This is a genomic window from Massilia sp. TS11, assembly GCF_022012445.1.
Taxonomy (GTDB): Bacteria; Pseudomonadota; Gammaproteobacteria; order Burkholderiales; family Burkholderiaceae_D; genus Telluria.
The window spans coordinates 24,677-51,427 of record NZ_JAKLTS010000007.1 but is presented as its reverse complement, the minus strand read 5'-3'; the positions used below and the strand labels follow the sequence as shown (position 1 = coordinate 51,427).

Genomic DNA, 26,751 nt, shown 5'->3' with positions numbered 1-26,751 from the left:
GCCCGGCCCCACGATCATGGCTCTCGATACTCTGATTGCAAACACGATCCGCGCCGATGTGCGTGCGATCGCCTCCTACCACGTGCCCGACGCGTCCGGCTACATCAAGCTCGACGCGATGGAAAACCCGTATGCCCTGCCGGACGCCCTGCGCGCCGAACTCGGCCAGCGCCTGGCCGCGGCCGTCCTGAACCGCTACCCGGTGCCCAGCTACGCCAGCCTCAAGCAGCGCATCGTCGCCCGCCTCGGGGTGCCGGCCGGCTATGACGTCCTGCTCGGCAACGGCTCGGACGAGATCATCTCGCTGCTGTGCATGGCCACGGCGCGCCAGGACCGGCGCGCCACCGTGCTGGCCCCGGTGCCGACCTTCGTGATGTTCCAGCGCTCGGCCACGATGGCCGGCCAGGACTTCGTCGGCGTGCCGCTGCGCGCCGACTTCTCGCTCGACATGCCGGCCATGCTGGCGGCCATCGCCGCGCACCGGCCGGCGCTGGTCTTCCTCGCCTACCCGAACAACCCGACCGGCAATCTGCACAGCGCGGCGGATGTGGCCGCCCTGGCGGCTGCTCTGGGCGAGCACGGCATTCTGGTGGTCGACGAGGCCTATGAGCCCTTCGCCCGCACCAGCTTCATGGGTGAGCTGCCGGCCTACCCGAACATGGTCGTGATGCGCACCCTGTCCAAGCTCGGGCTGGCCGGCATCCGCCTCGGCTATATGTCGGCGGCGCCCGCTTTGTTGGCCGAAATCGAAAAAGTGCGGCCTCCTTACAACATCAATGTGCTGACCCAGGTGGCTGCCGAATTCGCGCTCGACCACCTCGAGGTGCTCGACGCCCAGGCCGCCCTGCTCAATGCCGAACGCCCGCGCCTGGCCGCTGCCCTGGCCGCTTTGCCCGGGGTCACGGTGTTCCCCTCGGCCGCCAATTTCCTGCTGTTCCGCGTGCCCGATGCCGACGCCGTCCAGGCCAAACTCGTCGCGGACAAGGTCCTGGCCAAAAATATGAGTAAAATGCATGCATTGCTGGCCAATTGCCTGCGCGTGACTGTCAGCACGCCAGACGAGAACGCGGCCTTCCTGCAGGCCCTTACCGCCGCACTCAAGTGATCATGAACCGCACCGCAGACATTACGCGCAACACCAGCGAGACCCAGGTCCGCGTCGCCCTCAACCTCGATGGCAGCGGCGTCCAGAAACTCAATACGGGCGTGTCCTTCCTCGACCACATGCTCGACCAGATCGCCCGCCATGGCCTGGTCGACCTCGAGGTCGTCGCCAGCGGCGACCTGCACATCGACGCCCACCACACGGTCGAGGACGTCGGCATCACGCTCGGCATGGCCGTGGCCAAGGCCATCGGCGACAAGAAAGGCATCCGCCGCTACGGCCACGCCTATGTGCCGCTCGACGAAGCCCTGTCGCGCGTGGTGATCGACTTTTCCGGCCGTCCCGGCCTCGAATGGCATGTGCCGTTTACCCGCGCGACCATCGGCAGCTTCGACGTCGACCTGACCATCGAATTCTTCCGCGGCTTCGTCAACCATGCGGGCGTCACCCTGCATGTCGACAATCTGCGCGGGGTCAACGCCCACCACCAGTGCGAAACCGTGTTCAAGGCTTTCGGCCGCGCCCTGCGCATGGCCAGCGAGCTGGACGCGCGTGCCGCCGGCACCATCCCTTCGACCAAAGGCAGCCTCTGACCTGACACGCACGCTGCGAGTACAACCATGAACAAAATAGTAGTGGTCGACTACGGCATGGGGAACCTGCGCTCGGTAGCGCAGGCCCTGCGTGCCGTAGCGCCCGAGGCCGATGTCCGCATTTCCGGCGAGGTCCCCGAGATCCTGGCCGCCGACCGCCTGGTCCTGCCGGGCCAGGGCGCCATGCGCGACTGTATGAAATCCCTGCGCGAATCCGGCGTCGAGGACGCCCTGCGCAGCGTGGCCGCCAGCCGCCCCGTGCTCGGGGTCTGCGTCGGCGAGCAGATGCTGTTCTCCCATAGCGAGGAAGGCGATACGCCGGGCCTGGGCCTGTTGCCCGGCAATGTCGTGCGCTTCCAGCTCGAGGGCCGCCTGCAGGCCGACGGCTCGCGCTTCAAGGTCCCGCAGATGGGCTGGAACCGGGTGCGCCAGACGCGCCCGCATCCGCTCTGGCAGGGCATCGAGGACGCGGCCTGGTTCTACTTCGTGCACAGCTTCTATGCCGTGCCCGAGGACGAGACGGACACGATCGGCACCACCGACTACGGCGCCCCCTTCTGTTGCGCCGTTGCGCGCGGCAATGTCGTGGCAACGCAATTCCACCCGGAAAAGAGCGGCGCCGCCGGCTTGCAGCTGTACCATAACTTCACCACCTGGAACCCCTGACTCCCACACGCCATCATGTTGCTCATTCCTGCTATCGACCTCAAGGACGGTCACTGCGTTCGCCTCAAGCAAGGCGATATGGAACTCGCCACCGTGTTCTCCGAAGATCCGGCCGAGATGGCCCTGCACTGGCTCAAGCAGGGGGCGCGCCGCCTGCACCTGGTGGACCTGAACGGCGCCTTCGCCGGCAAGCCGAAGAACGAAGCGGCCGTCAAGTCCATCCTCCAGGTCGTGCAGGACTTTGCCGAGGACAACGGGATCGATGAGATCCCCGTCCAGCTCGGCGGCGGCATCCGCGACCTCGACACCATCGAGCGCTATCTCGACGACGGCATCAGCTACATCATCATCGGCACCGCCGCCGTGAAGAGCCCCGGCTTCCTGCACGATGCCTGCGGCGCCTTCCCCGGCCACATCATCGTCGGCCTCGACGCCAAGGACGGCAAGGTCGCCACCGACGGCTGGTCCAAGCTGTCCGGCCACGAGGTGATCGACCTGGCCCAGAAGTTCGAGCAGTACGGCGTCGAATCGATCATCTACACCGACATCGGCCGCGACGGCATGATGGGCGGCGTGAACATCGAGGCGACCGTCAAGCTGGCCCAGGCCGTGCGCGTGCCGATCATCGCGTCGGGCGGCGTGCACAACATCCGCGACGTGGAACAACTGTGCGCCGTGCAGGACGAAGGCATTGAAGGCGTCATCTGCGGCCGCTCGATCTATGAAGGCACGCTCAACCTGGCCGAAGCCCAGGCGCGTGCCGATGCACTGACGGAAGGCGACTAAGCCGCACCATGCTAGCCAAACGCATCATCCCCTGCCTCGACGTGACCAATGGGCGCGTGGTCAAGGGCGTCAATTTCGTCGCCCTGCGCGACGCCGGCGATCCGGTCGAGATCGCGCGCCGCTACTATGAGCAGGGCGCCGACGAACTGACCTTCCTCGACATCACGGCCTCGTCCGACGGGCGCGACCTGATCCTGCACATCATCGAGGACGTCGCCTCCCAGGTCTTCATTCCGCTGACCGTCGGCGGCGGCGTGCGCCAGGTGGCCGATGTGCGCCGCCTGCTCAATGCCGGCGCCGACAAGGTATCGATGAACACCTCGGCCGTGCAGAACCCGCAGCTGGTGTTCGAGGCTTCGCAGAAGCACGGCGCCCAGTGCATCGTGGTGGCGATCGACGCCAAGCAGGTGGCCCCGGGCCGCTGGGAAGTGTTCACCCACGGCGGGCGTACCCCGACCGGGCTGGACGCCGTGGCCTGGGCCAAGCAGGTCGAAAGCCTGGGCGCCGGCGAAATCCTGCTGACCAGCATGGACCGCGACGGCACCAAGGTCGGCTTCGACCTCGGTCTGACGCGCGCCGTCTCGGACGCCGTGCACATTCCGGTGATCGCCTCGGGCGGCGTGGGCGGCCTGCAGGACCTGGCCGACGGCATCAAGCAGGGCCACGCTGACGCCGTGCTGGCGGCCAGCATCTTTCACTACGGCCAGCACACGGTGCACGAAGCCAAGGCCTTCATGGCGGCGCAGGGCATCCCGATGCGCCTGGACTGAGAGGAGCGCATGAGCCCGACCGTACCGAAATGGCTGAAGAAGGTGAAATGGGACGAGCACGGCCTGGTGCCGGTGATCGCCCAGGAAGCCGCCAGCGGCGACATCCTGATGTTCGCCTGGATGAACCGCGACGCCCTGGCCCGCACGGTCGAGCTGGGCGAAGCCGTCTACTGGAGCCGCTCGCGCAAGAAGCTGTGGCACAAGGGCGAGGAGAGCGGCCACACCCAGAAGGTGCTCGAAATCCGCCTCGACTGCGACGAGGACGTGGTGCTGCTCAAGGTCGAGCAGGCCGGCGGCATCGCCTGCCACACGGGGCGGCACAGCTGCTTCTTCCAGAAATACGACAATGGCGACTGGCACGACAGCGAACCCGTGCTGAAGGACCCGTCTGCCATCTACAAGGCCCAACATGAGTGAGATTCTGCAGCGCGTGGCGGCCACGATCGAGAGCCGCAAGGGCGCCGACCCGGCCAGTTCCTACGTGGCCAAGCTGTTCAGCAAAGGCAATGACGCCATCCTGAAAAAAATCGGCGAGGAAGCGACCGAGCTGGTCATGGCCGCCAAGGATGGCGAGGCCGACAAGGTGCGCTATGAATGCGCCGACCTGTGGTTCCACAGCATGGTGCTGCTGGCCCAGTTCGGCCTGACGCCGGACGACATCATCGCCGAGCTGGGGCGCCGCGAAGGCGTGTCCGGCCTGGTCGAAAAAGCCGCGCGCACGGAGTAAGGAGAGGACGTGGACAACTGCATTTTCTGCAAAATCGCTGCCAAGCAAATTCCCGCAAGCACCGTCTATGAAGACGAGGAGATGCTGGTCTTCAAGGACATCCAGCCGCATGCGCCCGTGCATCTGCTGGTCATTCCCAAGGCCCACATCGGCACCCTGAGCGACACCACGCCGGCGCAGGCCGGCCTGCTGGGCCGCATGCTGGCGCTGGCCCCGCGCCTGGCGGCCGAGCAAGGCATCGCCCCGCACTACGACGCGGCCGGCAAGGCCGTCGGCGGCGGCTACAAGACCCTGATCAACACCGGCCCCGACGGCGGCCAGGAGGTCTACCACCTGCACCTGCATCTGATCGGCGGCCCGCACCCGTGGCGCCACGAGCGCAACTGAGTGCAGCCCAGAAAAATGGGGTCAGACCCCATTTTTCCATGCAGATGCAGTCGTCACCGTGAAGTCATGGCGATGGCGTATACTTGGCGTTTTTAGGAGGGTTTGTGTATGGGTTCGATGAGTATTTGGCACTGGCTGATTGTGCTGGTCGTGATCGTGCTGCTGTTCGGTAAAAAACTGCCGGACCTGGGCGGCGACCTGGCCAAGTCGATCAAGGGCTTCAAGGAAGGCATGAAGACCGACGACGAGAAAGCCGCCGAGACCAAGAAGGCAATCGACGTCGACGCCAAAGAGAAGCACTAAGCCCGCGCCATGATCGACCTGGGTTTGACCAAGCTCGCCGTCATCGGCGTGGTGGCGCTGGTGGTGATCGGGCCGGAGAAGCTGCCCAAGGTGGCGCGCATGGCCGGCACCCTGTATGGCCGCGCCCAGCGCTATCTGTCCCAGGTGAAGTCGGAAGTGTCGCGCGAAATCGAGCTCGAGGAGCTGCGCAATCTGCACAAGGAAATGCAGGATGCGGCCAGCTCGGTGCAGAGCGGCGTCCAGCAGACGATTGCCCAGCATGTCGATGATGTCGAGGCGGCCTGGAAAGACCATCCGGCCCTCGACAGCCTGAGTGCGCCGCCGTCGCTCAGCGAGCTCGAACGCAAGGCGCGCGATTTCCGCCGCAAGAAAGTCCAGCGTAACGCCGCCGTGCCCGGCTGGTACAAGCAGCGCCATGGCGGGCGCACCCACATCATCTCGGCCGCCGCCCGCGTCAAGAAATTCCGCCCGGGCAGCACCCGTTCCCCGTTCTTCCAATGACCGACACCACTGCGGGCGAAGAGACCTTTATCTCTCACCTGATCGAACTGCGCGACCGCATCATCAAGGCCGTGTACGGCATCCTGGCCGCCTGCGCCGTCCTGCTGGCCTGGCCCGGTCCCTCGCGCATCTATGATTTTATTGCCGCACCGATGATCGCCGCCTTGCCGGCCGGGGCCAAGATGATCGCCACCGGCGTGATCGCGCCCTTCCTGGTGCCGATGAAGCTGACCCTGATGCTGGCCATCATCGTCTCCCTGCCCTGGGTGTTCTACCAGCTGTGGGCTTTCGTCGCGCCCGGCCTGTACGACAACGAGAAGCGCCTCGTGCTGCCGCTCGTGATGTCGTCCTCGCTGCTGTTCGTGCTCGGCGTGGCCTTCTGCTATTTCTTCGTGTTCGGGCGCGTGTTCCACTTCATCGGCGACTTTTCGCCGAAGTCGATCGCTGTGGCGCCCGATATCGAAAACTACCTCGACTTCGTGATGTCGATGTGTCTGGCCTTCGGCGCCACCTTCGAGGTGCCCGTGGTGGTCGTGATCCTGGTGCGCCTGGGCATCGTCAGCATCGAGAAATTCAAGGAGATCCGCCGCTACGCGATCGTCGGCTCCTTCATCATCTCGGCCATCGTGACGCCGCCGGACGCGGTGTCGATGCTGGCCCTGGCCGTGCCGATGTGCCTGCTGTACGAGCTGGGCATCCTGCTGGCCCCCCTGTTCGTGAAGGCCACCAGCGCGCGCGACTGAGGCCCGCTCAGGGCATCAGCTCGCGGATCATCTTCACCGGGGCGCTGCCGAAACTGAGGAACTTCTCGTGGAAGTCCTTCAGATTGAAGGCCGCGCCCAGCTGCTTCTTCTTGGCCTCGCGCAGTTCCATGATCTCGCTGTAGCCGCTGAAATAGGCGCACAGCTGCACCGAGCTGACCTGCACGCGGTGCCACTTCTCGCGCGCTTCGGCCTCGGTCTGGAAGGACTGGCGCATCAGCAGGTCGAGCGCGGCCGCCTGGTCCATGCCGAGCACGTGCACGCTGTAGTCGAGGATGGTGTTGGTCACCACGCGCAGATGCCATTTGGCGTACATCAGCTGCATTTCGGGCGTGTTGTCGCCATAGCCGGCTTCCATCATCATGCGCTCGGCATACACGGCCCAGCCCTCGATCATCGCCGCATTGCCAAACAGGCTCTTGACCAGCGAGGGCGAGCGGTTCGCATACACGAGCTGGGCATAGTGGCCCGGCACCGCCTCGTGAATATTCAGAATCTGCAGGATCCAGCGGTTGTATTCGCGCAGGCTGGATTCGGCTTCCTGCGCGCTCAGGCCGTCGAGCGGGGTGACGTTGTACCAGGTGCGGTCCTGCGGGCGGTAGGGCCCGGGCGCGTCGATCGAGGCGCCGGCCACGCCGCGCTGGTACAGCGGCGTCGGGCGCACCTCGAGCGGCTTGCTGGGGTCGAGGGTGAGCAGCTTGCGCTGACCGACCCAGTCCTGCAGGGCCGCCACCTGGCGCCGGATCTCGGGCAGGAAGTCCTCGCGGCTGACGTGCTGGTCGGACAGCTTGTCGATCACCATGCCGATCTTGCGCAGCCGGTCCTCGGGACGCGGCAGATCGCCCATGGTGCGCGCCCACAGTTCGTCGGCCAGGCCGTTCATGCGCGTCAGCAGTTCCTCGCGCGCGGCCTGGGCCTTCTGGAAGGTCTGTTCGGCCGTGCTGGCCGCCTGGATCTCGTGGGCGAACTTGGCCTCGTACAGCTCCTTGCCCAGGCGGAAAGGACGCGGGCTGGCATTGACCGTGTCGAGCGCCTTCAGATAGGTGACATAGCCGTCCACGGCACGCCGCGCGGCCGTCAGGCGCGTCGCGTACAGCTCCTTTTCGGCCGGCGTCAGGATCGAGGCCTTGACCGCCTTCTCGAGCGCGTCCAGCACGATCAGATTGCCGGGCGCCTGGGCGATCGCCAGCTGGGTGTGTTCGTGGGTCGGCGTGGTCAGGCTGTTCTGGGCAGCCTGGAAGTAGGCCGGCACATTCGCCAGGCGCTTGAGCAGGGTGCGCAGGCGCTGCTCGTTGGACGCGTACTCGGTGTGCAGCACCAGGTCGATCGGCTCGGCGATGTTGTACAGGGCCGGGTTCCATTCGTGCTCGCGCAGGGTCTGCAGGCGCCAGCGGTCGCCGTTGAGCTTGGCGATCAAGAGGGCCAGATCGCTCTTCTGCTTGCTGCCGAGCTGACGCGTGTCGACCGCACTGAATTTCTCCAGCCACTCGTCGATGAAGGCCAGTTCGCGCTGGCGCCCGGCGTTATCGGGAATCGAGAGCATGGCCGCGGTGTCGTATTTGCCGACGCTGATGGCCAGCTCCGGCTCGATGCGCCACAGCTCATTCAGGAACTGGGTGGCCAGATTGTCGAACACGCGGTCGCGCCAGCTGAGCGGGGCCAGCGGCACGGCCGGTTTCAGGACGGGTTTGGCGCTGCTTTTGGCGCCGGCTTTCGCGCCCTTGTCGGTCTTGGCGCTTTTGGCCGCGCTCTTGCCGCCCTTGGCGGCTGCGCCCTTCTTGACGCTGGCGGCGGCTTTCTTCTTCGGTGCGGCGGCCTGCGCGGGCTGGCAGGCGAGGGCGCCGGCCAGCAGGGCCAGCGCGAGCTGGGTTCGTGTTTTCATGCTGTCTTACTTCGGTGGACACGGCGCCGCTGCAGCGGCGAGCGCGTCAGATTACCATCATTCCCCGCGGGCGAGCGGGTCTGTTACAAACGGAAGCAGGCGCCTCAGCGCACGCGCCCGGCCAGGCCTTCCTGCAGCATGCGCAGCATGTCGGCCGCCGTCATGCGGGCGGCGCGGTCGCTCTCGGCCAGCAGGCTGTCGGCCAGGTCGCGCTTGTGCTTGTGCAGCTCGACGATGCCCTCCTCGATCGTATTGCGCGCCACCAGGCGGTAGATCGTCACCGGGCGCTGCTGGCCCATGCGGTGGGCGCGGTCCGAGGCCTGGTCCTCGACGGCCGGATTCCACCACGGGTCCATGTGGATCACGTAGTCGGCCGCCGTCAGATTGATGCCGACCCCGCCCGCCTTCAGGCTGATCAGGAACACATCGCCATCGCCAGCCTGGAAGGCGTCGACGCGCGCCTTGCGCTCCTTCATCGGGGTGGCGCCGTCGAGGTACTGGTAGCGCAGGCCGCGCGCGTCGAGGCGCGCGCGCAGCAGGGCCAGGTGGTCGACGAACTGGCTGAACACCAGCACCTTGTGGCGGTTCTCGAGCAGTTCCTCGAGCAGGCGCTCGAACACCATCATCTTGCTGCTGGCCAGCTGCAGCTCGGGCGCGACCAGGGCCGGATTGCAGCAGGCGCGGCGCAGCTTCATCATCTCGGCCAGAATCGCGATCGACTTCTGGCTCTCCGGCCCTTCGAGCGTGGCCAGCTTTTCCAGGGCGGCGCGGCGCAGGCCTTCGTAGAGGGCCGCTTCGTCCGCGGTCTGCTCGACCGGCAGCAGGATCTCGGTGCGCGCCGGCAGCTCGGCCAGCACCTGGGCCTTGGTCCGGCGCAGCACGAAGGGCTGGATCAGCTTGCGCAGGCGCGCGCGCGCCCCGGCTGCGGCCTTCTGGTCCTGGGCCTTTTCGATCGGCACCGCATAGCGCACATGGAACTGGTCCTGGGAGCCGAGCAGGCCCGGATTGATGAAGCGGAACAGGTTCCACAATTCGCCCAGATGGTTTTCCAGCGGGGTGCCGGTGCAGGCCATGCGGAACTCGCCGTGCAGGCCCATCACGGCCTGCGAGCGCTTGGTGGCGGTGTTCTTGATGGCCTGGGCCTCGTCGAGCACGATGGTGTGCCAGCCGCGCCGCGCGAACAGGGCCGCCTCCTGCTGCAGCAGGCCATAGCTGGTGATGATCAGGTCGAAGGGGCCGGCGCCGTCCACCATCGCGGCCCGGTCGCCGTCGCCGAATAGCTGCACGTTCAGGGTCGGGGCGAAGCGGCGCGCCTCCGCCTGCCAGTTCGGGCAGACCGAGGTCGGCGCCACCACCAGGGTCGGGCCCTGCGGCGCGCGGGTCAGGATCAGGGCCAGGGCCTGCACGGTTTTGCCCAGGCCCATATCGTCGGCCAGGCAGGCGCCCACGCCCCAGTGGGCCAGGCGCGCCAGCCAGTCGAAGCCTTCGCGCTGGTAGTCGCGCAGCTCGGCCTGCAGGGTCGAGGGCAGCTGCGGCACGAAGCGCGCCTGCGCCTCGATGCGCTGCAGGTGGGCGCGCCAGGCCTTGTCGCTCTTGGCGCCGCCGGCCGCGTTGGCGATGTCCTCGAGCGCGAAGCTGGCCAGCGGATGCACGCGCAGGCGGCTGCCGTCGTCTTCGCTGAAATCGGCCAGGTCTTCCAGGCGCCGGTGCAGTTCCTCGGTCAGTTCGAGGAAGTGCTGGTCGCCGAGGGCGATGAAGCGGCTCTGGCTGCCGCGCAGCATGGCCAGCAGGGTGCGCAGGTCGAGGATCTTGTCTTCGCTGATCTGCAGCTCGCCGCTGACAGCGAACCAGTCCTTGTCGCGCTCGATCGCCAGGCGCAGGCTGTTGCTGTCGGTGCGCCGGCTCAGGCGGAAGGACTCGCCCTCGGGCCAGGCCAGCAGCACCTGCTGCGGGTCCTGGCGCTGCAGCTGGGCCACCAGTTCGAGGCAGGCGGCCGGGTGGGCCAGCAGCCATTCGCCGTGCGCGCATTCGGCCGCGTCGAGCGCATGGCAGGCCGCCACCAGGCGCCGTTCGGCGTCGCGCTCGGCGTTCAGGTCGCGCCGCGCCTCGGTGCGCACGCCGTGGATTTCGGCGATCACCGATTCGGCCCCGCTGCCGGGCGCGTACCAGGCGCCGGCGTCGCGGAAGGGGCGCACCAGGATCTGCATTTTCAGGCCGGTCTGGTAGGGCAGCAGGTGCACGTGCAGGCGGCGGTCGGCCTCCACCTGGACCAGGTCGGCCGCGCTGGCGCCGATGTCGGAATGGACGGTGACCAGGGCGGACACGGCGCCGATGGCTTTCAGCACGCGCTGTTCGGCATGCAGCGGCACCAGCAGGCCCTCGCCGACGATGGCGGCAACGCGCCGGTGCTCGTCCTTCACCTCGAGCACGCGCAGGCGGTTCGGGGTTTCGGCGATGACGACCACGTCTTCGCTCAGGCGCGGCAGCGGCGGCTGCATGCTGATCGTGACCTGGCCGGCCTTGGCCTTGACCAGCAGCTCGGGCGCGCCGGGCAGCAGCTCGACCCGGGTGCCGGGCGCGTCGGCCCAGAACAGCAGTGGGTGGCCGACCAGGGCCGCGGTGGCCTTGTCGAGATCGAGCTCGTAGCGCGCGCCGCTGTAGTAGCCGCGCACGCTGCCGATGGCGGCCAGCACCTGCAGGTCCTGGGCGCTCAGGTAGTCGAGCTGGGCGCCCTCGTCGGCCAGGCGCTTGAGGCCCACGGCGCGGCCCTTGCTCCAGCCGCCCTTGTCGTCGCGCTTCTGCTCGCGCGGCTCGATCTCCTGGATGCCGTAGTGCGGATCGTAGCGCAGCAGCCAGACCAGGCGCGTCTCGCGCACGGCGCTCTGGTTGAGGGCCGGCTGCAGATTGATCAGGGCATTGAGCTGGCGCTCCCAGGCTTCCTCGCGCGTGAACCAGCTGCACAGATCGGCGAAGCGGTGCGCGCGCCGCAGTTCGGCCGCCTGCAGCCCATGCTGCGCGCTGCCCAGGTGCCCGAGGATGGCCGCCAATTGGGCGGCGATCCAGTCGTAGCCGGCCGTGGTGGCCAGTGCGCACATCTCGGCCAGCTGGGCGCGCTTTGCCTCAAGCTGGGGCAGGCCGAGCCAGTAGTGGATCAGGGCGCGGAACAGGAAGGGCTGGAGCAGGGTCTCCCAGCTGCGCGAGCCGAACACCGCCATGTCGGCCAGGCCGGCGCGGATCTGCTGCAGCATGTGCAGCTGCTGGTAGACGGCGGTGTCGGGGCCGGCGCTGGCCTTGAGGGCCGTCTCGAGCAGGGTCTCGGCCAGTGTCAGCGCGGCTGGCTGGCCATCGCGCAGCAGGGCCAGCACATGCAGGTGGGCGCCGATGCCGGCAAACGCCGCCTTGCGTTTGCCGCTCGCTTTGCGCAGGGCCTTGAGGGCGGCCGCCTGGCCGGCCAGACCGGCTTCCTGCTGGTCGCGCAGCAGGGCCACGCTGGCGGCCAGGTGCTGGGCGGCCGGGGTGTCGGGCGGCACCAGGGCCAGGGCCTCGTCGAAGCGGCCGCGCAGCAGCGCATGCTGGGCCAGGGCCTCGCGCAGGGCCGGCGGCGGGTTCGGATAGCGCTCGGCCTCGGCGCGCACGGCGGGCGCGGCCTGCACTTCGCGCTGCACCTGCTCGAGCAGCACGGCCAGCACCTCGGCGCGCAGCAGCGGATGGATGCGCGCGATCAGGCCGGGGTCGAACGGGCGCGCGCAGGTCTCCACCAGCGGGTGCAGATAGCTGGCCTCGTGGCAGGCCAGGCAGGCCTGCAGGATCGGCTGCACCTGCTCCGGCCCGTCGCCGTCGATCAGGGCCATGCGCAGCAGGGCCACGCCCTGGCGGTAGGAGCGCAGCAGCACCTGGCCTTCCCAGCCCAGGCGCAGCGGCAGCACGGTCAGATAGGCCTTGCGCAGCGGCCCCAGCTGGCGCGCCTCGAGCGCGGCGCGCATCGCCGGCCAGGCCGCCTCGGGCGCATGCACGAAGCCGCGCCCCGTCACATCGCGCACCAGGCCGTGTTCGAGCAGTTCGACCAGGGCCTGGCCGACCTCCTCCACCTTCAGGCCCTGGCCGGCCTTGGCCAGCAGCTCGGCGATGCGGCTGCGGCCGACCGGCTCGCCCAGCAGGGCGAGGGCGGCCAGCACCAGGCGCGCACCGCTGGTCAGGCTGTCGATAGTGATCATGCGAGGTTGTCGATGGCCACCGGCGGCGCGCCGGGCGGCAGCGGCAGAGCGAGCACGCGCTGGTAGAAGTACAGCTCGGCCTCGAGCGTACGCACGATGCTCTCGGCCTTGCGGAAGCCGTGGCCTTCGCCTTCCAGTGCGACATAGGCGACCGGCAGGCCGCGCGCGCGCAGGGCCGCGGCCATGGCCTCGGACTGCTGGGGCGGCACCACCTTGTCGTCCAGGCCCTGGAAGAAGATCATCGGGCGCGCCAGCAGTTCGGTGTGGTGGATCGGCGAGCGCAGGCGGTACAGGCCGGCCGCTTCGGGCGGCGGCGCGATCAGGTAGGCGTTGTAGTGCGATTCGAATTTGTGCGAGTCGTCGTCCAGGCCCTGCAGGTCGGACACGCCGTAGTAGCTGGCGCCGGCCTTGAACACGTCGTGGAAGGTGAGCGCGCACAGGGTCGTCAGGCCGCCCGCGCTGGAGCCGCGGATGATCAGGCGCTCGGGGTCGGCCAGACCGCGCGTGGCCAGGTAGCGCGCGCCGGCCACGCAGTCCTCGACGTCGACCACGCCCCACTGGCCGCGCAGCAGGTCGCGGTAGGCGCGTCCGAAACCGGTGCTGCCGCCGTAGTTCACGTCGAGCACGGCGAAGCCGCGGTTGGTCCAGTACTGGGTGGCCAGCTTCAGGGTGCTGGTGGCCATGCCGGTCGGGCCGCCGTGGCCGATCACGATCAGTGGCGGCTTGCTGCCCGGCGCGGCGCAGTAGCGCGCATTGGCCGGCGGGTAGTAGAAGGCATGCGCGATGCGGCCGTTCACGCTTGGGTAGCTGAGCGGCTCGGGCACCGACAGGTCGGCCAGATCGGGCAGGGCGCTGATCGAGCGCACCAGCACCTGGGCGGCCGGCGCGGCGGCGGCCAGATCGAGCGTGGCCAGTTCGGCCGCGATGGTCGGCGCGCCGGCCAGCAGCACGGCCTGGTCGCCGTGCACGCGCAGCTCGCGGATCTCCTGATACGGATTGGCGAGCGCGCGCAGCTGGCCGTCGCGCAGGGCGGCCAGGCGGCTCACGCCCTTTTCGATGTAGGTGCAGACGATCTCGCCGTTGGCGCGAAAGCCGTACATGCTGTTGCCGAAGGTCCAGTGCGGCGTGGCGAATTCCGCCGTGCGCGGGCAGACGGGCTCGCACTGGCCGCCGTGCAGGCGGTACAGATTCCACCAGCCGCTGCGGTCCGAGACGAAGTGCAGCACCCCGGCCGGCGACCATTCGGGCTGGCAGATCGACTCCTGGCCGGCCCCGGCCACCAGGCGCGGCGCGCCCAGGCTGCCGTCCGGCTTGACCTCGGCCAGCCACAGTTCGCTGCCTTCCCAGGGCATGCGCGGGTGGTCCCAGGACAGCCAGGCCAGCTGGCGCCCGTCGGGCGACAGGCGCGCCGAGGAGAAGAAGTCATGGCCCTCGACCAGGGTGGTTTCGCGCCCGTCGTCGCCGATGGCCACGATGCGGTTCTGGCAGGGGCCGGGCGCGCCGTGGTCTTCGCAGATGGCGATCAGGCGGCTGCGTTGCGCGTCGCGCACCAGGTCGGCGAAGCGGCGCGCGCTGTCCGGCGCGCTCACGGGGCGCGGCGCGGCGCCCGGCTCGATCAGGTACAGACGGTTGTCGGCGCCGTGCGAGAACCACACGCGCCCGCCCTGGGCCACATAGGCGCCGCCGCCATACTCGTGCACGCGCGAGCGCACATTGAACGGGGCCGGTGTCAGTTCCTCGGTGTGGCCTGCGCGGCGGCGCAGCAGGGTAGTGCGCCCGCCTTCCTGGGCGCGCCCTTCGAGCCAGAGCAGGTCGGCGCCATCGAGGCTGGCGGCCGACAGCGGAATGGCGCCGGCGGCCACCATGGCGGCGGAGATCGCGGCCGGCCAGGCGCCGCACACGGCGCCGGTTTTGCTTGCGGTAGTCATCCCGCGATGATAGCGGATCGGCCCATGCGATAATAGCGCCTTTGGACTCCACGCATCCGGCTCCCATGTCCCAATTTGCCCCGCTCCAGAACGATACCTTCCTGCGCGCCCTGCTGCGCCAGCCGACCGAGTACACGCCCGTCTGGCTGATGCGCCAGGCCGGCCGCTACCTGCCCGAATACCGCGCCACGCGCGCCAAGGCCGGTTCCTTCATGGGCCTGGCCACCAATCCGGACTACGCGACCGAGGTCACGCTGCAGCCGATCGACCGCTATGCGCTCGACGCCGCCATCCTGTTCTCGGACATCCTGACGGTGCCCGACGCGATGGGCCTGGGCCTGAAATTCCTCGAAGGCGAGGGCCCGGTGTTCGACAAGGCGATCCGCAGCGAAGCCGACGTGGCGGCCCTGGCCGTGCCCGACATGGCCAAGCTCGACTACGTGTTCCAGGCCGTGACCAGCATCCGCAAGGCGCTCAACGGGCGCGTGCCGCTGATTGGCTTTTCCGGCAGCCCCTGGACCCTGGCCTGCTACATGGTCGAGGGCGGCGGCTCCAAGGAATTCCACACGATCAAGGCCATGCTCTACAAGCGGCCCGACCTGATGCACCGCATCCTGGAGATCAATGCCCAGTCGGTGGCGGCCTATCTGAACCGCCAGATCGAGGCCGGCGCCCAGGCCGTGATGGTGTTCGACAGCTGGGGCGGGGCCCTGGCCGACGGCGCCTACCAGGCCTTCTCGCTCAAGTACATGAGCGAGGTCGTGCGCCAGCTGAAGAAGGAACACGATGGCCAGCGCATTCCGGCCATTGTGTTCACCAAGGGCGGCGGCCTGTGGATCGAGGAAATCGCCAACAGCGGCGCCGACGCGATCGGCCTCGACTGGACCATCAACCTCGGCAAGGCGCGCGCCGCCGTCGGCGACAAGGTGGCCCTGCAGGGCAATCTCGACCCGGCCATCCTGTTCGCCGAGCCGGCGCAGATCCGCGCCGAAGTCGAGCGCTCGCTGACGGCCTATGGCAAGCCCGCGGCCGGCCACGGCCATGTATTCAACCTCGGCCACGGCATCTCGCAGTTCACGCCGCCCGAGTCGGTGACGGCCATGGTCGAGGCCGTGCACAGCTTCAGCCGGGCCCAGCGCGCAGCCTGACTTATTCACAAAAAATCAAGGGCGGCCCCATCTGGGGCCGTTTTTTTTGCCCTCTGGGAGGGCCTGCGCAAGTCCTTGATTTTTAATATGAAAAAAAATTCTATCCACAGATCATTTTTGCAACGCCGCACAAGACTGGTGCAGCGGCCCGCACTTCTCCCTGGCTTTGTTCACAAAGTTATCCACAGAAAATGTGAATAATCGGAAAAAGGCCTTGTGGAACGGAGGCTTAGCGGATTTTCTCAAGTTTTACATGAGGTGTGTGCTGCGCTGCACGATGCCATTTCCGCTCGGGTTTTGCTGCCGGCGGCAGGACTTATGCACAAATGGCATCGGAGCATGATAAAAATGCTCTTATCCGGGAAATTTTGGCTAAGTCATTGAAAGTCAAGAGGAAAAATCAGACATCTTGAATGGCGGATATGCAGGTATTGTTTAAAAGAAAATTTTTTGATCCATACGGCAAGACCTTGTCAACAAAGTTATCCACAGCCGTATCGCGCTTGTGGAAAGCCCGGGAAACCGCTACTGTCACGCCTCGCCCCGCTTACTGAGCCGTCTTTTTTCCCCATGTCCGTCTGCTACCTGCGCATTGCCCTCGACACGCCGCTCGACGCCGTGTTCGATTACCGCTGGCAGGGCGAACGGCCGGCGGTCGGCCAGCTGGCGCTGGTGCCCTTCGGCACGCGCGAAGTGGTCGGCCTGATCCTTGCCGTGGCCGAGAGCAGCGCGGTGGCGCCCGACAAGCTCAAGGACGCGCTGGCCGTGCGCAGCCAGCTGGCGCCGCTTTCGGACGAATGGCTGGCCCTGGTCGGTTTCGCGGCCGACTACTACCAGCGCCCGCTGGGCGAAGTGGCCCTGCCCGGGCTGCCGCGCAATCTGCGCCTGGCCAGCACCGTCGCGCTCGATCGCGGCCTGAAGAAGCTGGCCGCCGCCGCCGTCGCACAGGACCCGCGCCCGGCCGCCATGCCGCAGCTGAATCCGGCCCAGCAGGAGGCGGCCGACGCCATCGGCCAGGCCAGCGGTTTCAGCCCGATGCTGCTGTTCGGCGTGACCGGCAGCGGCAAGACCGAGGTCTATCTGCAGGCCTGCGCCCAGCTGCTGGCGCGCGAGCCCGATGCCCAGATCCTGATCCTGGTGCCGGAGATCAATCTCACGCCCCAGCTCGAAGGCAATATCCGCACCCGTTTCCCCGGCCTGCAGCTGGCCACCCTGCACAGCAGCCTGGCCGAGGGCGAGCGCCTGCGCAACTGGCTGGCCGTGCACAGCGGCGCCGCCCGCATCGTGCTCGGCACCCGCCTGGCCGTGCTGGCCTCGCTGCCGCGCCTGCGCCTGATCGTCATCGACGAAGAGCACGACCCGTCCTACAAGCAGCAGGAAGGCCTGCGCTATTCGGCGCGCGATCTGGCCGTGTGGCGCGCGCGCCAGCTCGGCATACCGATCGTGCTCGGCTCGGCCACGCCGGCGCTCGAGAGCTGGCAGCACGCCCATGCCGGCCGCTACCGCAAGCTGGTGCTGCGCGAGCGCGCCGTCAAGGACGCCGTGCTGCCCAAGGTCAAGCTGATCGACATGGAGCGCGAGCGCCCGCGCGACGGCCTGACCGCGCCCCTGCTCGAGGCGATCCGGGCGCGCCTGGCGCGCGGCGAGCAGTCGCTGCTGTTCCTGAACCGGCGCGGCTATGCGCCCGTGATCTGCTGCGAGTCCTGCGGCTGGATTTCCAACTGCAGCCGCTGCACCGCCTACATGGTGCTGCACAAGTCCGAGCACCGGCTGCGCTGCCACCACTGCAGCCTCGAGATGCGCATCCCGCGCCACTGCCCGACCTGCGGCAATGTCGATCTGCAGCCGCTCGGGCGCGGCACCCAGCGCGTCGAGGAGCATCTGGCGGCCCTGTTTCCGCAGGCGCGGATCCTGCGCATCGACGCCGATTCCACGCGCCGCAAGGGCAGCGCCCAGGCCGCGTTCGACAGCGTGCACCGGGGCGAGGTCGACATCCTGATCGGCACCCAGATGGTGGCCAAGGGGCACGACTTCAAAAACCTCACCCTGGTCGGGATTCTGAACCCCGACACCGCCCTGTTCTCCCAGGACTACCGCGCCAGCGAGCGCCTGTTCGCCCAGCTGATGCAGGTGGCCGGGCGGGCCGGGCGCGCGGGCGGCGACGTGCCGGCCGAGGTGCTGATCCAGACGCGCTATGTGCAGCATCCCCTGTATGCGGCCGTGCTGCGCCACGACTACGAGCGTTTTGCCGCCGTCATCCTGACCGAGCGCCGCCAGGCCGGGCTGCCGCCCTTCATCTACCAGGCCCTGCTGCGGGCCGAAGCGCGCGCGGTCGAGGATGCGATCGCGTTTCTCGAGGCCGCGCGTGACGGCATGGAGCATGCGGGCATCACGATCAACGATCCGATCCCGATGACGATGACGCGGGTGGCGAACGTCGAGCGGGCGCAGCTGCTGGTGGAATCGGCCTCGCGGCCCCAGCTGCAGGCCTGGCTCAAGGCCTGGGTCGCCTACCTGCGCAGCCTGAAGACCCGCGTCAAATGGTCGCTCGAAGTCGACCCGATCGATATCTGATTCTGAACGGTGTCAGGTCCGGCAATCGGACATGGGGGAACTTTTCGCGCGGCGAAAAGTTCCCCCATGTCCGATTGCCGGACCTGACACCGTTTGGTTTCTAGGTGATTGGGCGCAGGTAGCGGGCGGCGGTGTCGAGGACTTGCTCGCTCAGGCTGCGTGTGAACGGGGTGTCGATGTTCCAGGCGTGCCAGCTCAGCGCGACGTCGACCCAGCGGCCGGGCGTCAGGTCGACCAGCTGGCCCGCTTCGATCGCGGGGAAGGCCACCATCTCGGCCACCAGGCCGTAGGCGCTGCCGCGCGCGATCGCGCCATCGAGACTCTCGGGCAGGGGCAGCACGTGCAGCGGCAAGTCGGCCCGCAGTCCGTACTCGCGCGCGAGGAACTGGGCCAGCAGGCCCTGCGGTCCGTCGACGCCGGGCGCCAGCCGGATCGCTTCGGCCTGCATGCCGTCGCCGAACCAGTGGCCGGCAAAGGCGGGCGTGGCCACGCACAGATAGCGCAGTACGCCCAGCGGCAGCACGCTGGTGCCCTGGGCCGGGGTGTCGCTGGCCGCCACCGCGGCGAACACGGCGCCTTCGCGCACCAGGGCCAGGGCCTGGGCGGTATCGGCCAGCTGCAGATCGAGTCGCGCTCGTGGCGGACTGAGCAAAGGGGGCAGGGCCTGGCCGAACCAGGTCGACAGGCTGTCGGCGTCGACCGCCACGGCCACGGCCGGATACACGGCGGGCCGCCCGAGGTCGATATCCAGGGCCTGCTCCATCAGCTTGACGTGGCGGAAATGGGTGACCAGGCGCTGGCCGAGGCCGGTCGGAACCGAGGGCAGGCCGCGCACGATCAGCAGCCGCCCGCAGGCGTCTTCGAGCGCCTTGATGCGCTGGGACACGGCCGACTGGCTGATCCCCAGATGCAGGGCGGCCTTGTCGAAGCTGCCCGTCTCCACCACCGCATCGAGCACGCTCAGGGCTTTGTAGTCGAGGTTGGCCATAAGTTTCTCTAATAAGAGGAGCCTGTTATCAGCCATCCTAATGCAAAAATTCTAACGGTGCAACTTTACATCTTGATAACGGAACCGGTTTAACAAAACTGCGAAAAAACTCTCCAAAACTCACGCAAAATGCGTGACACGGTGCATCGCGTGTGTAGAATACCCCTTCACTTTTCACCTATCTGCGGTTATCCACCCATAAACGCATGGTATGGACTGGGCGGTAGCGGTGAGATTCTCACCCGGCCGCGCGCGGATGGGACCAGAGGCATCTTAATGCCCGGCAATCGTAGTTGATTTACAACAATAATTCGCCCTTACATCGGGCGCAGAATCAAGGGAAAGCGCCCGGGCCAGAAGCCGGGGCGGTGCTGTGTGGAGGGAAGCGTAGTGGATATGCGTGCAATAGCGCCCGGCGAGCTGGCCGTCGGCCAGGCCCTGCCCTGGGATGTGTATGGCGATGGCGGCAATCTTCTGGCCCGCAAGGGCTACCATATTTCGAATGACGCCCAGATCGAGGTCCTGCTCAAGCGCGGCCGCGTGCCCGCCGTCGAGCAGGCCCGGGCGTCGGAGGAGCCGCCTTCGGTGCTGCGCATGATCAATGCGGTGAACCGGCGCCTGGCCCTGATCCTCGCTGAAATCGCCCTCGGCCGCTGCGCCGACGCCGAAACCAAACTGGCCGAGACCGGCCGCTACCTGATCTCGGCCATCGACCTGCATCCGGATGTGGCCCTGGCCTGCATCATGCACAACCAGGACGCCGGCCCGTATGCGATCCGCCACAGCATCGACACGGCCATTCTCTCGCTGCTGGTGGCGCGCGCGCTCAAGAAGTCGGACGCCGAGCAGCTGTGCATCGTGGTCGGCGCGCTGTGCATGAATGTCGGCATGCTCGAACATCAGGAACGCATGCAGTACACGCAGGAGCCGCTCGACGCGCGCGACCGCGCCCTGATCAAGGAGCATCCCGAGGCCGGCGCCTTCCTGCTGCGCAAGGCCGGTATCCAGAACGAAGACTGGCTCGAGTGCGTGCTGTATCACCACGAGAACGAGAACGGCAGCGGCTATCCGTTCGGCCGCCTCGGCCACCAGCTGCCGCTGTCGGCCAAGATCGTCTCGCTGGCCGACCGCTACTGCGCCCGTGTGTCTTCGCGCGCCTACCGCAAGTCGATGCTGCCGAACGCGGCCCTGCGCGACATCCTGCTCGAAGGGAAGTCCACCATCGATCCCCAGCTCGCGGCCGTGTTCATCCGTGAACTCGGGATCTACCCGGTCGGCACCTATGTGCGTCTGATCAATGGCGAAATCGGGGTCGTCACGCGCAAGGGCGTGAACACGGCCACGCCGATCGTCGACGCCCTGGTCGGCCCGCGCGGCGCCCCGCTCGACCATGCGATCAAGCGCGACACCAAGAACGAGCTGCATGCGATCCGCGAAGTGCTGCACGCGGCCCAGGCGGCCATCGGCTTCAATCTCGACCAGCTGTGGGGCCGCGTCGCCGCGGTCTGATCAGTTGAGGGTGTCGCCGTCCAGCTTGCCCGCGGCGGCCAGCTCGCGCAGGATGCGGATGGTGTCGATGTCGGCCTCCTGATAGGCCGAGCGCTTGAAATCCTCGTACATGGCGGTGGCGCCGTCGGCCGCCGCCGCCTGCCCATCGTCATAGCGGAAGCGCACGAACAGGCGGCCCGCGGCCGGCATTTCGATCGCCATCGTCATGTGCGAGGCCGGAATCTCGCCCTGGGCCGGCACTTCGTAGCGCACTTCCTCGAGCGGGCGCAGATAGACGGTGTCTTCGATCACCAGCTCGCCGAAATGCAGGCGGCGCCCGAAGCTGCCCTCGGCGCGCGCGCCGATCTCGCAGCGGTCCAGGTGCGGCATGAACAGGGTCGGCTGGTCGGCGCGCAGCACCAGGCCGCGCCACAGCTGCTCGCGCGTGATGGTGTCCATCAGGGGATTGAGCGGGTCGTTGATTTCAATCAGGTGTTCAAACTTCATTATTTCTGCTCATTCGGGGGCTAAGCTGCATGGTAGCGCAGGCCCGCCCCCCCTGCCAGCACGCGACGGATACAAGTGCTTACAAGGATGAAGCAATTTGCCACACGTCAAGCTATTACAATACAGAATTATTGCAAAAATTGTAAATACTTATGTTGACCCAGCGCACCACCAGCCTTCTGCGCGCCGTCTCCGACGTGCGCGACTGGGTGGTGGCGAGCCTGCCCATGACATCCAGCATGGTCGGCTACGATTTGTTTCTCAAGCTGGGTGAAGCCTTCCTGGCCGGCCGCGCCGTCGCGCTGCCCGGCCTGTACGCGTCCTTGCGCTATTCGCCCAAGACGATCCGCCGCCAGCTCGACAAATTCGCCGCTGCGGAGCTGGTCAGTTTCGACTGGCCGGCCGGCCTGCACCACCCGCGCGCCGTCCAGCCGACGCCGCGCTTTCAGGTGCTGCTGGACGAATACCGGCGCAAATTCGACAGCCTGTTCATCGTCCGCGCCCCGCTGCGCCAGCAGCAGTTCGGTGTGGCCGTCGACGACCCGGCGCTCGGCCAGCTGGCCGCCGACCTGTACGACCATTTTTATGACCTCGGCTGGCTGTACGCCGACACCTACGGCAGCATGTGCTTCCTGATCAGCATGCTGGCCGAGCGCGCCGCCCAGGCGCACGGCCATGCGGCCCGCCTGCTGTCCTGCTATGTCGACATCAACGCGGCCGGCCGCCGCTTCCTGCTCGGCGGCCAGGGCTTCGCCGCGCCGGGCCAGATCGAGGGCCATGCCGTCTGTCTGGTCGATGAGCACATGCTGCTCGACTTTGGCCTCGGCAATGCGCGGCGCGGCTACCGGCGCGACTTCCCCTGGGCCCTGGCGGCCCACTACCAGCCGGCCGGCAGCGTGGCCGGCGGGGTCACGCTGCGCGAGGACGAGACCGTGATCTGGCGCACCGACTGGCAGGCGCCCAACACGGACGAGGAAATCCAGCGCCTGAGCCCGGTCGCCGAGCGCCTGTTCGCCCAGTACCGCCAGCGCTACCTGTAAGCGCGGTACAATGGCCGGCTCTGCCGCAGCCACCGCCGTCCATGTCCTCCCCCAATGCCTATGGCCTGAACAAGCCGCAAAGCGAAGCCGTCCTGTATCTGGACGGCCCCTGCCTCGTGCTGGCCGGGGCCGGCTCGGGCAAGACGCGCGTGATCACCCAGAAGATCGTGCACCTGATCGAGGAATGCGGCTACGACCCGCGCACGATCGCCGCCGTCACCTTCACCAACAAGGCGGCGCTCGAAATGCAGGAGCGCGTGGCCAAGCTGCTCAAGCAGCCGCGCCAGGCCAAGCAGCTGACGGTCTGCACCTTCCACTCGCTCGGCGTGCGCATCCTGCGCCAGGAAGCCAATGCGCTCGGCCTCAAGGACCGCTTTTCGATCATGGACGCGGACGACTGCTATTCGCTGATCCAGGAACTGGCGATCACGACCGACAAGCAGGTGATCCGCGATATCCAGACCCGCATCTCGCTGTGGAAGAACGGCATGGTCGACCCCGAGCTGGCCATCCGCGACGCGCGCGACGAGGACGAGGCCCAGGCCGGCCGCATCTACCGCAGCTATGTGGCCACGCTGCAGGCCTACCAGGCCGTCGATTTCGACGACCTGATCCGCCTGCCGGTCGAGCTGTTCCGCAACCACGAGTCGGTGCGCGACCGCTGGCAGCGCCGCCTGCGCTATCTGCTCGTCGACGAATACCAGGACACCAATACCTGCCAGTACGAGCTGGTCAAGCTGATGGTCTCGGGCCTGGGCAAATACCCGATGTTCACCGCCGTCGGCGACGACGACCAGGCCATCTATGCCTGGCGCGGCGCCACCATCGACAATCTGAAGGACCTGCAGGTCGACTTCCCGAATCTGCGTGTCATCAAGCTCGAGCAGAACTACCGCTCGACCACGCGCATCCTGCAGGCGGCCAATGCTGTCATCGGGAATAACCCGAAATTGTTCGAAAAATCCCTGTGGTCGGAACACGGCCTGGGTGAGCCGATCAAGGTCTGGGCCATGCCGAACGAGGAGGCCGAGGCCGAGCAGGTGGCGATCATGATCTCGGCCGACCATTTCGAGCGCAAGAACAAGTGGTCGGACTACGCGATCCTCTACCGCGGCAACCACCAGGCGCGCATCATCGAGCAGGCCCTGCGCCAGCAGCGCATTCCCTACACGATGTCGGGCGGCCAGAGCTTCTTCGATAAGGCCGAGATCAAGGACATCATCGCCTACCTGCGCCTGATCGCCAATCAGGACGACGACCCGGCCTTCATCCGCGCCGTCACCACGCCGCGGCGCGGCATCGGCCAGTCGACCCTGGAAGTGCTGGGCGCCTTCTCGGGCCAGTGGCAGTGCTCGCTGTTCGAGGCCGTCTACAAGGGCGGCATCGAGGCCAAGCTGCAGGAGCGCCAGCTGGGGCCGCTGCGCAAGTTCTGCGACTTCATCCATGGGCTGGAAGCGCGCGCCAGCCGTCCCGGCCCCTCGGGCAGCGGCCAGAATGCCGCCGCCGTGCTCGACGACATGATGGAAGCCATCAATTACGAGAGCTACCTGTACGACACCTACGAGGAAAGGGCGGCCCAGGCCAAGTGGCAGAACGTGCTCGAATTCACCAACTGGCTGAAGGAGCGCGGCTGCGGCGGCAAGGACGGCAGCGGCGAGGAGAAGAATCTACTCGAGCTGACCCAGATGGTCGCCCTGATGTCCATGCTGGAAGGCAAAGACGAAGACCCGGACGCGGTGCGCATGTCGACCCTGCATGCGTCCAAGGGCCTCGAATACCCGCATGTGTTTCTGGTCGGCTGCGAGGAAGGCATCCTGCCCCACAAGGGCGATCCCGACGCGCCGATCGAGACGGTGGCCGCGCGCATCGAGGAAGAACGGCGCCTGATGTACGTGGGCATCACGCGCGCCCAGCGCACGCTCCAGCTGACCTGGTGCAAGAAGCGCAAGCGCGCCGGCGAACAGGTCAGCTGCGACATCTCGCGCTTTGTGGCGGAAATGCAGCTCGAAACGGGCCCGGCCGCGCCGCAGGAGGACGAGGTGCTGAGCCCGCGCGACCGCCTGGCCAAAATGAAGGCCCTGCTGAATACGCCGAAGCCGCCTGTGGCTTGAAGAAAATCTGATTGACAGGGGCTGGCCGGCGGGCAAATACTTGCTGAGACCCCAACTTGCGCTGAGCTCCGCCATGGCTACCGTCTCCGACATCAGCAAGGTTCCCCTGTCCGGCTACAACTGGATCGACGCCCTGCTCGACAATGGTCCGCACTGGAATTTCCTGACGCCGGACTTCAACACGATCTACTACACGTTCTCGGTCGCCAGCAACAACGAAGCGAACAACAGCGACATCAATCCGGCCACGCGCGCGGCCTTCAGCGCTACCCAGCAGGCCAATGCGCGCCTGGCGATGGCCTATCTGACGGCGGTGACGGGCATCCAGTTCGTCGAGACGACGGACGCGGCCAAGGCCCAGGTCCACCTGTGCGATGTCGACATCACGACCAATGCCTCGACCTCGGGCCTGTGCAGCTGGACCTACAACTACAACTACGACACCAGCACCAATGTGCTGACCTCCTACTCGGCCACGGCCTACGTCTACATTGACAACAAGGAGTGGGCGAGCCAGAACGGCACCCTGGCCCAGGGCAGCTATGGCTACGAGACCCTGCTGCATGAACTGGGCCACATGCTGGGCCTGAAGCACCCGTTCGAAGGCACGACCGGCAATAGCGCCGTGCTGCCGGCCGCCACCGACAGCACGGCCTACACGCTGATGGCCTACAACGAGTCGGGCGGCCCCTACACGAGCTTTCGCGCCTACGACCTGGCGGCCCTGAACTGGCTGTACGGCGGGGATGGCCTGGCAGGCAAACGTGGTGTGGGCGCCCAGATCACCGCCTACTATCTGACCGGCACGAGCGGCAATGACATGCTGACCGGCAGCAGTGGCGACGACCTGCTCGAACCACTGACCGGCAGCGACACCATCGACGGCGGCGACGGCACCGATACCCTGATCCTCAGCGGCGTGCGCGCCAGTTATGTGGTCAAGGCCGGCAGCAATGGCAGCGTGCTGCTGACGGGCACGAATACCAATGACGTGCTGCGCAATATCGAGAACATCAAATTCGCCGACATGATGCTGTCGGTGCAGTCGCTGCTGGCCGCCGACACCACGCCGCCCGATGCGCCGACCATCAGCGCCAATCTGAACGCGGCCGGCTACCTGCGCGGCGGCAGCCAGAGCGCGACCGTCAGCGGCAAGGCCGAGGCCGGTTCGACCGTGCAGGTCTACCAGGGCGCGATCAGCGTTGGCAGCACCACGGCCAGCGCCAGCGGCGACTGGAGCCTGACCACGCTGAACCTGGGCGAAGGCAGCTTCACCCTGGCCGCGCGCGCCACCGATGCGGCCGGCAACAGCTCGGCCTTCAGCGCGCCCCTGAGCTTCAAGATCGATGTGACCCCGCCCTCGGTGCCGACGCTCAGCGTGGCCAAGGATGCGAGCGGCGTGGTCAGCACCAATCTGCCTGTGTTCAGCGGCAAGGGCGAGATCAATACGAGCGTGCAGCTGATCAAGGACGGCGTCGTGGTCGGCACCGCCGCCATCGGTGCCGATAACAGCTGGAGCGCGGCCAGCACCCTGCCCCTGGCCAATGGCAGCTACAGCCTGACGGTGCGCGGCATCGACGCGGCCGAGAACCTGTCGGCCGTCTCGAGCGCGCTGACGTTCAGCATCAACAGCAGCGCCAACAAGACCTATTCGGCCGGCGCCGACAGCATTGCGCTGCCGGCCGCCAGCGGCGTGCTCGACGGCGGCGCCGGCCTCGATACCCTGCTCGTCAACAGCGCCTTCAGCGCCTACAGCCTGAAGGCCAATGGCAGCGGCTTCGTACTCAGCGGCGCCGGTCTGACCGATGTGCTCGCCAACATCGAGCGCATCAATTTCAGCGACAAGGCGATCGCGCTCGACATCAACGGCACCGGCGGCCAGGCCTTCCGCATCTATCAGGCGGCCTTCAACCGCGTGCCCGATCTGGGCGGGCTCGGCTATTGGATGAAGATCATGGACAATGGCGCCTCGCTCAAGCAGGTGGCCGGTGGCTTTATCAGCAGTCAGGAGTTTGCCAGCGTGTATGGCGGCGCCAATCCGAGCGACAGCGTGTTCGTCACCAAGCTGTACAACAACGTCCTGCACCGCGATCCCGACAGCGGCGGCTACAACTTCTGGATGGCCCAGCTGGCCAATGGCGGTTCGCGCGCCGAGGTGCTGGCCGCCTTCAGCGAATCGCCTGAGAACCAGAGCAATGTGATCGGCCTGATCGGGAATGGCTTCGAGTACACGCCCTACCTCGGCTAAACTGGCGCTTTTGCCCGACACCAC

The 26,751-nt window shown here is 67.1% G+C and carries 22 protein-coding genes; 17 read left to right on the top strand and 5 right to left on the bottom strand.

The window, feature by feature from the left end:
- The first annotated feature begins 16 nt into the window (after positions 1 to 16).
- The 11 genes from hisC to tatC all read left to right on the top strand — a co-directional run bounded on the left by hisC (position 17) and on the right by tatC (position 6,581).
- Positions 17 to 1,105 carry a histidinol-phosphate transaminase gene (gene hisC / locus LZ005_RS12235; protein ID WP_269106675.1) on the top strand — a complete coding sequence of 363 codons (1,089 nt, stop codon included), beginning with the start codon at positions 17 to 19 and terminating at the stop codon, positions 1,103 to 1,105.
- Between the two features lie 2 nt (positions 1,106 to 1,107).
- A complete protein-coding gene (gene hisB / locus LZ005_RS12230) occupies positions 1,108 to 1,698 on the top strand; it encodes an imidazoleglycerol-phosphate dehydratase HisB (protein ID WP_237808359.1) in 591 nt (196 codons plus the stop codon).
- Positions 1,699 to 1,725: 27 nt separating this feature from the next.
- Complete coding sequence (gene hisH / locus LZ005_RS12225) at positions 1,726 to 2,364, top strand: imidazole glycerol phosphate synthase subunit HisH (RefSeq protein WP_237808358.1); 639 nt, start codon at positions 1,726 to 1,728, stop codon at positions 2,362 to 2,364.
- Positions 2,365 to 2,379: 15 nt separating this feature from the next.
- Complete coding sequence (gene hisA, locus LZ005_RS12220; RefSeq protein ID WP_237808357.1) at positions 2,380 to 3,150, top strand: 1-(5-phosphoribosyl)-5-[(5-phosphoribosylamino)methylideneamino]imidazole-4-carboxamide isomerase; 771 nt, start codon at positions 2,380 to 2,382, stop codon at positions 3,148 to 3,150.
- 8 nt (positions 3,151 to 3,158) lie between these two features.
- Positions 3,159 to 3,920 (top strand): imidazole glycerol phosphate synthase subunit HisF, encoded by a 762-nt coding sequence (gene hisF / locus LZ005_RS12215; protein WP_237808356.1) that lies wholly within the window; start codon positions 3,159 to 3,161, stop codon positions 3,918 to 3,920.
- A gap of 9 nt (positions 3,921 to 3,929) precedes the next feature.
- Entirely contained in the window at positions 3,930 to 4,337 is a 408-nt protein-coding gene (gene hisI / locus LZ005_RS12210) for a phosphoribosyl-AMP cyclohydrolase (RefSeq protein WP_237808355.1), read from the top strand.
- On the top strand, positions 4,330 to 4,647 hold the full coding sequence (locus tag LZ005_RS12205; protein WP_237808354.1) for a phosphoribosyl-ATP diphosphatase: 318 nt from the start codon (positions 4,330 to 4,332) through the stop codon (positions 4,645 to 4,647). Before hisI ends, LZ005_RS12205 begins: the two co-directional genes overlap by 8 nt.
- A 9-nt stretch (positions 4,648 to 4,656) precedes the next feature.
- Positions 4,657 to 5,034, top strand: a complete 378-nt coding sequence (locus LZ005_RS12200; RefSeq protein ID WP_237808353.1) for a histidine triad nucleotide-binding protein — start codon at positions 4,657 to 4,659, stop codon at positions 5,032 to 5,034.
- A gap of 108 nt (positions 5,035 to 5,142) precedes the next feature.
- Positions 5,143 to 5,337 carry a twin-arginine translocase TatA/TatE family subunit gene (locus LZ005_RS12195; protein WP_237808352.1) on the top strand — a complete coding sequence of 65 codons (195 nt, stop codon included), beginning with the start codon at positions 5,143 to 5,145 and terminating at the stop codon, positions 5,335 to 5,337.
- Between the two features lie 9 nt (positions 5,338 to 5,346).
- On the top strand, positions 5,347 to 5,838 hold the full coding sequence (gene tatB / locus LZ005_RS12190) for a Sec-independent protein translocase protein TatB (protein WP_237808351.1): 492 nt from the start codon (positions 5,347 to 5,349) through the stop codon (positions 5,836 to 5,838).
- Positions 5,835 to 6,581, top strand: coding sequence for a twin-arginine translocase subunit TatC (tatC, locus tag LZ005_RS12185; protein WP_237808350.1), 747 nt, complete (start codon positions 5,835 to 5,837; stop codon positions 6,579 to 6,581). Before tatB ends, tatC begins: the two co-directional genes overlap by 4 nt.
- 7 nt (positions 6,582 to 6,588) lie before the next feature.
- Here tatC and LZ005_RS12180 read toward each other — a convergent pair whose 3' ends face one another.
- From LZ005_RS12180 to LZ005_RS12170, 3 genes are all read right to left on the bottom strand, one after another.
- Positions 6,589 to 8,481 carry a DUF885 domain-containing protein gene (locus tag LZ005_RS12180; protein WP_237808349.1) on the bottom strand — a complete coding sequence of 631 codons (1,893 nt, stop codon included), beginning with the start codon at positions 8,479 to 8,481 and terminating at the stop codon, positions 6,589 to 6,591.
- Positions 8,482 to 8,585: 104 nt separating this feature from the next.
- Entirely contained in the window at positions 8,586 to 12,695 is a 4,110-nt protein-coding gene (locus LZ005_RS12175) for a DEAD/DEAH box helicase (RefSeq protein ID WP_237808348.1), read from the bottom strand.
- Positions 12,692 to 14,623 carry a prolyl oligopeptidase family serine peptidase gene (locus tag LZ005_RS12170; RefSeq protein WP_237808347.1) on the bottom strand — a complete coding sequence of 644 codons (1,932 nt, stop codon included), beginning with the start codon at positions 14,621 to 14,623 and terminating at the stop codon, positions 12,692 to 12,694. The genes LZ005_RS12175 and LZ005_RS12170 overlap by 4 nt, the downstream gene beginning before the upstream one ends.
- Before the next feature lie 65 nt (positions 14,624 to 14,688).
- Between LZ005_RS12170 and hemE the strand changes: the two genes are divergently transcribed.
- Entirely contained in the window at positions 14,689 to 15,771 is a 1,083-nt protein-coding gene (hemE, locus tag LZ005_RS12165) for a uroporphyrinogen decarboxylase (protein ID WP_237808346.1), read from the top strand.
- 570 nt (positions 15,772 to 16,341) lie between these two features.
- A complete protein-coding gene (locus LZ005_RS12160) occupies positions 16,342 to 18,345 on the top strand; it encodes a primosomal protein N' (protein ID WP_237808345.1) in 2,004 nt (667 codons plus the stop codon).
- A gap of 100 nt (positions 18,346 to 18,445) precedes the next feature.
- Here the strand turns inward: LZ005_RS12160 and LZ005_RS12155 are convergent, their stop codons facing one another.
- Complete coding sequence (locus LZ005_RS12155; RefSeq protein ID WP_237808344.1) at positions 18,446 to 19,333, bottom strand: ArgP/LysG family DNA-binding transcriptional regulator; 888 nt, start codon at positions 19,331 to 19,333, stop codon at positions 18,446 to 18,448.
- Positions 19,334 to 19,729: 396 nt separating this feature from the next.
- On the opposite strand from LZ005_RS12155, the gene LZ005_RS12150 reads away from it, so the two are divergent.
- Positions 19,730 to 20,842: an HD-GYP domain-containing protein gene (locus tag LZ005_RS12150; protein ID WP_237808343.1), complete on the top strand. Its 1,113-nt coding sequence runs from the start codon at positions 19,730 to 19,732 to the stop codon at positions 20,840 to 20,842.
- Here the strand turns inward: LZ005_RS12150 and LZ005_RS12145 are convergent, their stop codons facing one another.
- Positions 20,843 to 21,328 (bottom strand): SRPBCC family protein, encoded by a 486-nt coding sequence (locus LZ005_RS12145; RefSeq protein WP_237808342.1) that lies wholly within the window; start codon positions 21,326 to 21,328, stop codon positions 20,843 to 20,845.
- Positions 21,329 to 21,480: 152 nt separating this feature from the next.
- Here LZ005_RS12145 and LZ005_RS12140 point away from each other — a divergent pair, with 152 nt between their 5' ends.
- The 3 genes from LZ005_RS12140 (at position 21,481) to LZ005_RS12130 (ending at position 26,727) form a co-directional block, all read left to right on the top strand.
- On the top strand, positions 21,481 to 22,368 hold the full coding sequence (locus LZ005_RS12140; protein WP_237808341.1) for a hypothetical protein: 888 nt from the start codon (positions 21,481 to 21,483) through the stop codon (positions 22,366 to 22,368).
- A 41-nt stretch (positions 22,369 to 22,409) separates the two neighbouring features.
- Complete coding sequence (locus tag LZ005_RS12135; protein ID WP_237808340.1) at positions 22,410 to 24,479, top strand: UvrD-helicase domain-containing protein; 2,070 nt, start codon at positions 22,410 to 22,412, stop codon at positions 24,477 to 24,479.
- Between the two features lie 73 nt (positions 24,480 to 24,552).
- Complete coding sequence (locus LZ005_RS12130) at positions 24,553 to 26,727, top strand: DUF4214 domain-containing protein (protein WP_237808339.1); 2,175 nt, start codon at positions 24,553 to 24,555, stop codon at positions 26,725 to 26,727.
- The last annotated feature ends 24 nt before the right edge of the window (positions 26,728 to 26,751 follow it).

What these genes read in the sequence shown, in the direction of transcription:
- hisC (WP_269106675.1), top strand. Translation starts at nt 17, where the DNA reads ATGGCTCTCGATACTCTGATTGCAAACACGATCCGCGCCGATGTGCGT.
- hisB (WP_237808359.1), top strand. Translation starts at nt 1,108, where the DNA reads ATGAACCGCACCGCAGACATTACGCGCAACACCAGCGAGACCCAGGTC.
- hisH (WP_237808358.1), top strand. Translation starts at nt 1,726, where the DNA reads ATGAACAAAATAGTAGTGGTCGACTACGGCATGGGGAACCTGCGCTCG.
- hisA (WP_237808357.1), top strand. Translation starts at nt 2,380, where the DNA reads ATGTTGCTCATTCCTGCTATCGACCTCAAGGACGGTCACTGCGTTCGC.
- hisF (WP_237808356.1), top strand. Translation starts at nt 3,159, where the DNA reads ATGCTAGCCAAACGCATCATCCCCTGCCTCGACGTGACCAATGGGCGC.
- hisI (WP_237808355.1), top strand. Translation starts at nt 3,930, where the DNA reads ATGAGCCCGACCGTACCGAAATGGCTGAAGAAGGTGAAATGGGACGAG.
- LZ005_RS12205 (WP_237808354.1), top strand. Translation starts at nt 4,330, where the DNA reads ATGAGTGAGATTCTGCAGCGCGTGGCGGCCACGATCGAGAGCCGCAAG.
- LZ005_RS12195 (WP_237808352.1), top strand. Translation starts at nt 5,143, where the DNA reads ATGGGTTCGATGAGTATTTGGCACTGGCTGATTGTGCTGGTCGTGATC.
- tatB (WP_237808351.1), top strand. Translation starts at nt 5,347, where the DNA reads ATGATCGACCTGGGTTTGACCAAGCTCGCCGTCATCGGCGTGGTGGCG.
- tatC (WP_237808350.1), top strand. Translation starts at nt 5,835, where the DNA reads ATGACCGACACCACTGCGGGCGAAGAGACCTTTATCTCTCACCTGATC.
- LZ005_RS12180 (WP_237808349.1), bottom strand. Translation starts at nt 8,481, where the DNA reads ATGAAAACACGAACCCAGCTCGCGCTGGCCCTGCTGGCCGGCGCCCTC.
- LZ005_RS12175 (WP_237808348.1), bottom strand. Translation starts at nt 12,695, where the DNA reads ATGATCACTATCGACAGCCTGACCAGCGGTGCGCGCCTGGTGCTGGCC.
- LZ005_RS12170 (WP_237808347.1), bottom strand. Translation starts at nt 14,623, where the DNA reads ATGACTACCGCAAGCAAAACCGGCGCCGTGTGCGGCGCCTGGCCGGCC.
- hemE (WP_237808346.1), top strand. Translation starts at nt 14,689, where the DNA reads ATGTCCCAATTTGCCCCGCTCCAGAACGATACCTTCCTGCGCGCCCTG.
- LZ005_RS12160 (WP_237808345.1), top strand. Translation starts at nt 16,342, where the DNA reads ATGTCCGTCTGCTACCTGCGCATTGCCCTCGACACGCCGCTCGACGCC.
- LZ005_RS12155 (WP_237808344.1), bottom strand. Translation starts at nt 19,333, where the DNA reads ATGGCCAACCTCGACTACAAAGCCCTGAGCGTGCTCGATGCGGTGGTG.
- LZ005_RS12150 (WP_237808343.1), top strand. Translation starts at nt 19,730, where the DNA reads ATGCGTGCAATAGCGCCCGGCGAGCTGGCCGTCGGCCAGGCCCTGCCC.
- LZ005_RS12145 (WP_237808342.1), bottom strand. Translation starts at nt 21,328, where the DNA reads ATGAAGTTTGAACACCTGATTGAAATCAACGACCCGCTCAATCCCCTG.
- LZ005_RS12140 (WP_237808341.1), top strand. Translation starts at nt 21,481, where the DNA reads ATGTTGACCCAGCGCACCACCAGCCTTCTGCGCGCCGTCTCCGACGTG.
- LZ005_RS12135 (WP_237808340.1), top strand. Translation starts at nt 22,410, where the DNA reads ATGTCCTCCCCCAATGCCTATGGCCTGAACAAGCCGCAAAGCGAAGCC.
- LZ005_RS12130 (WP_237808339.1), top strand. Translation starts at nt 24,553, where the DNA reads ATGGCTACCGTCTCCGACATCAGCAAGGTTCCCCTGTCCGGCTACAAC.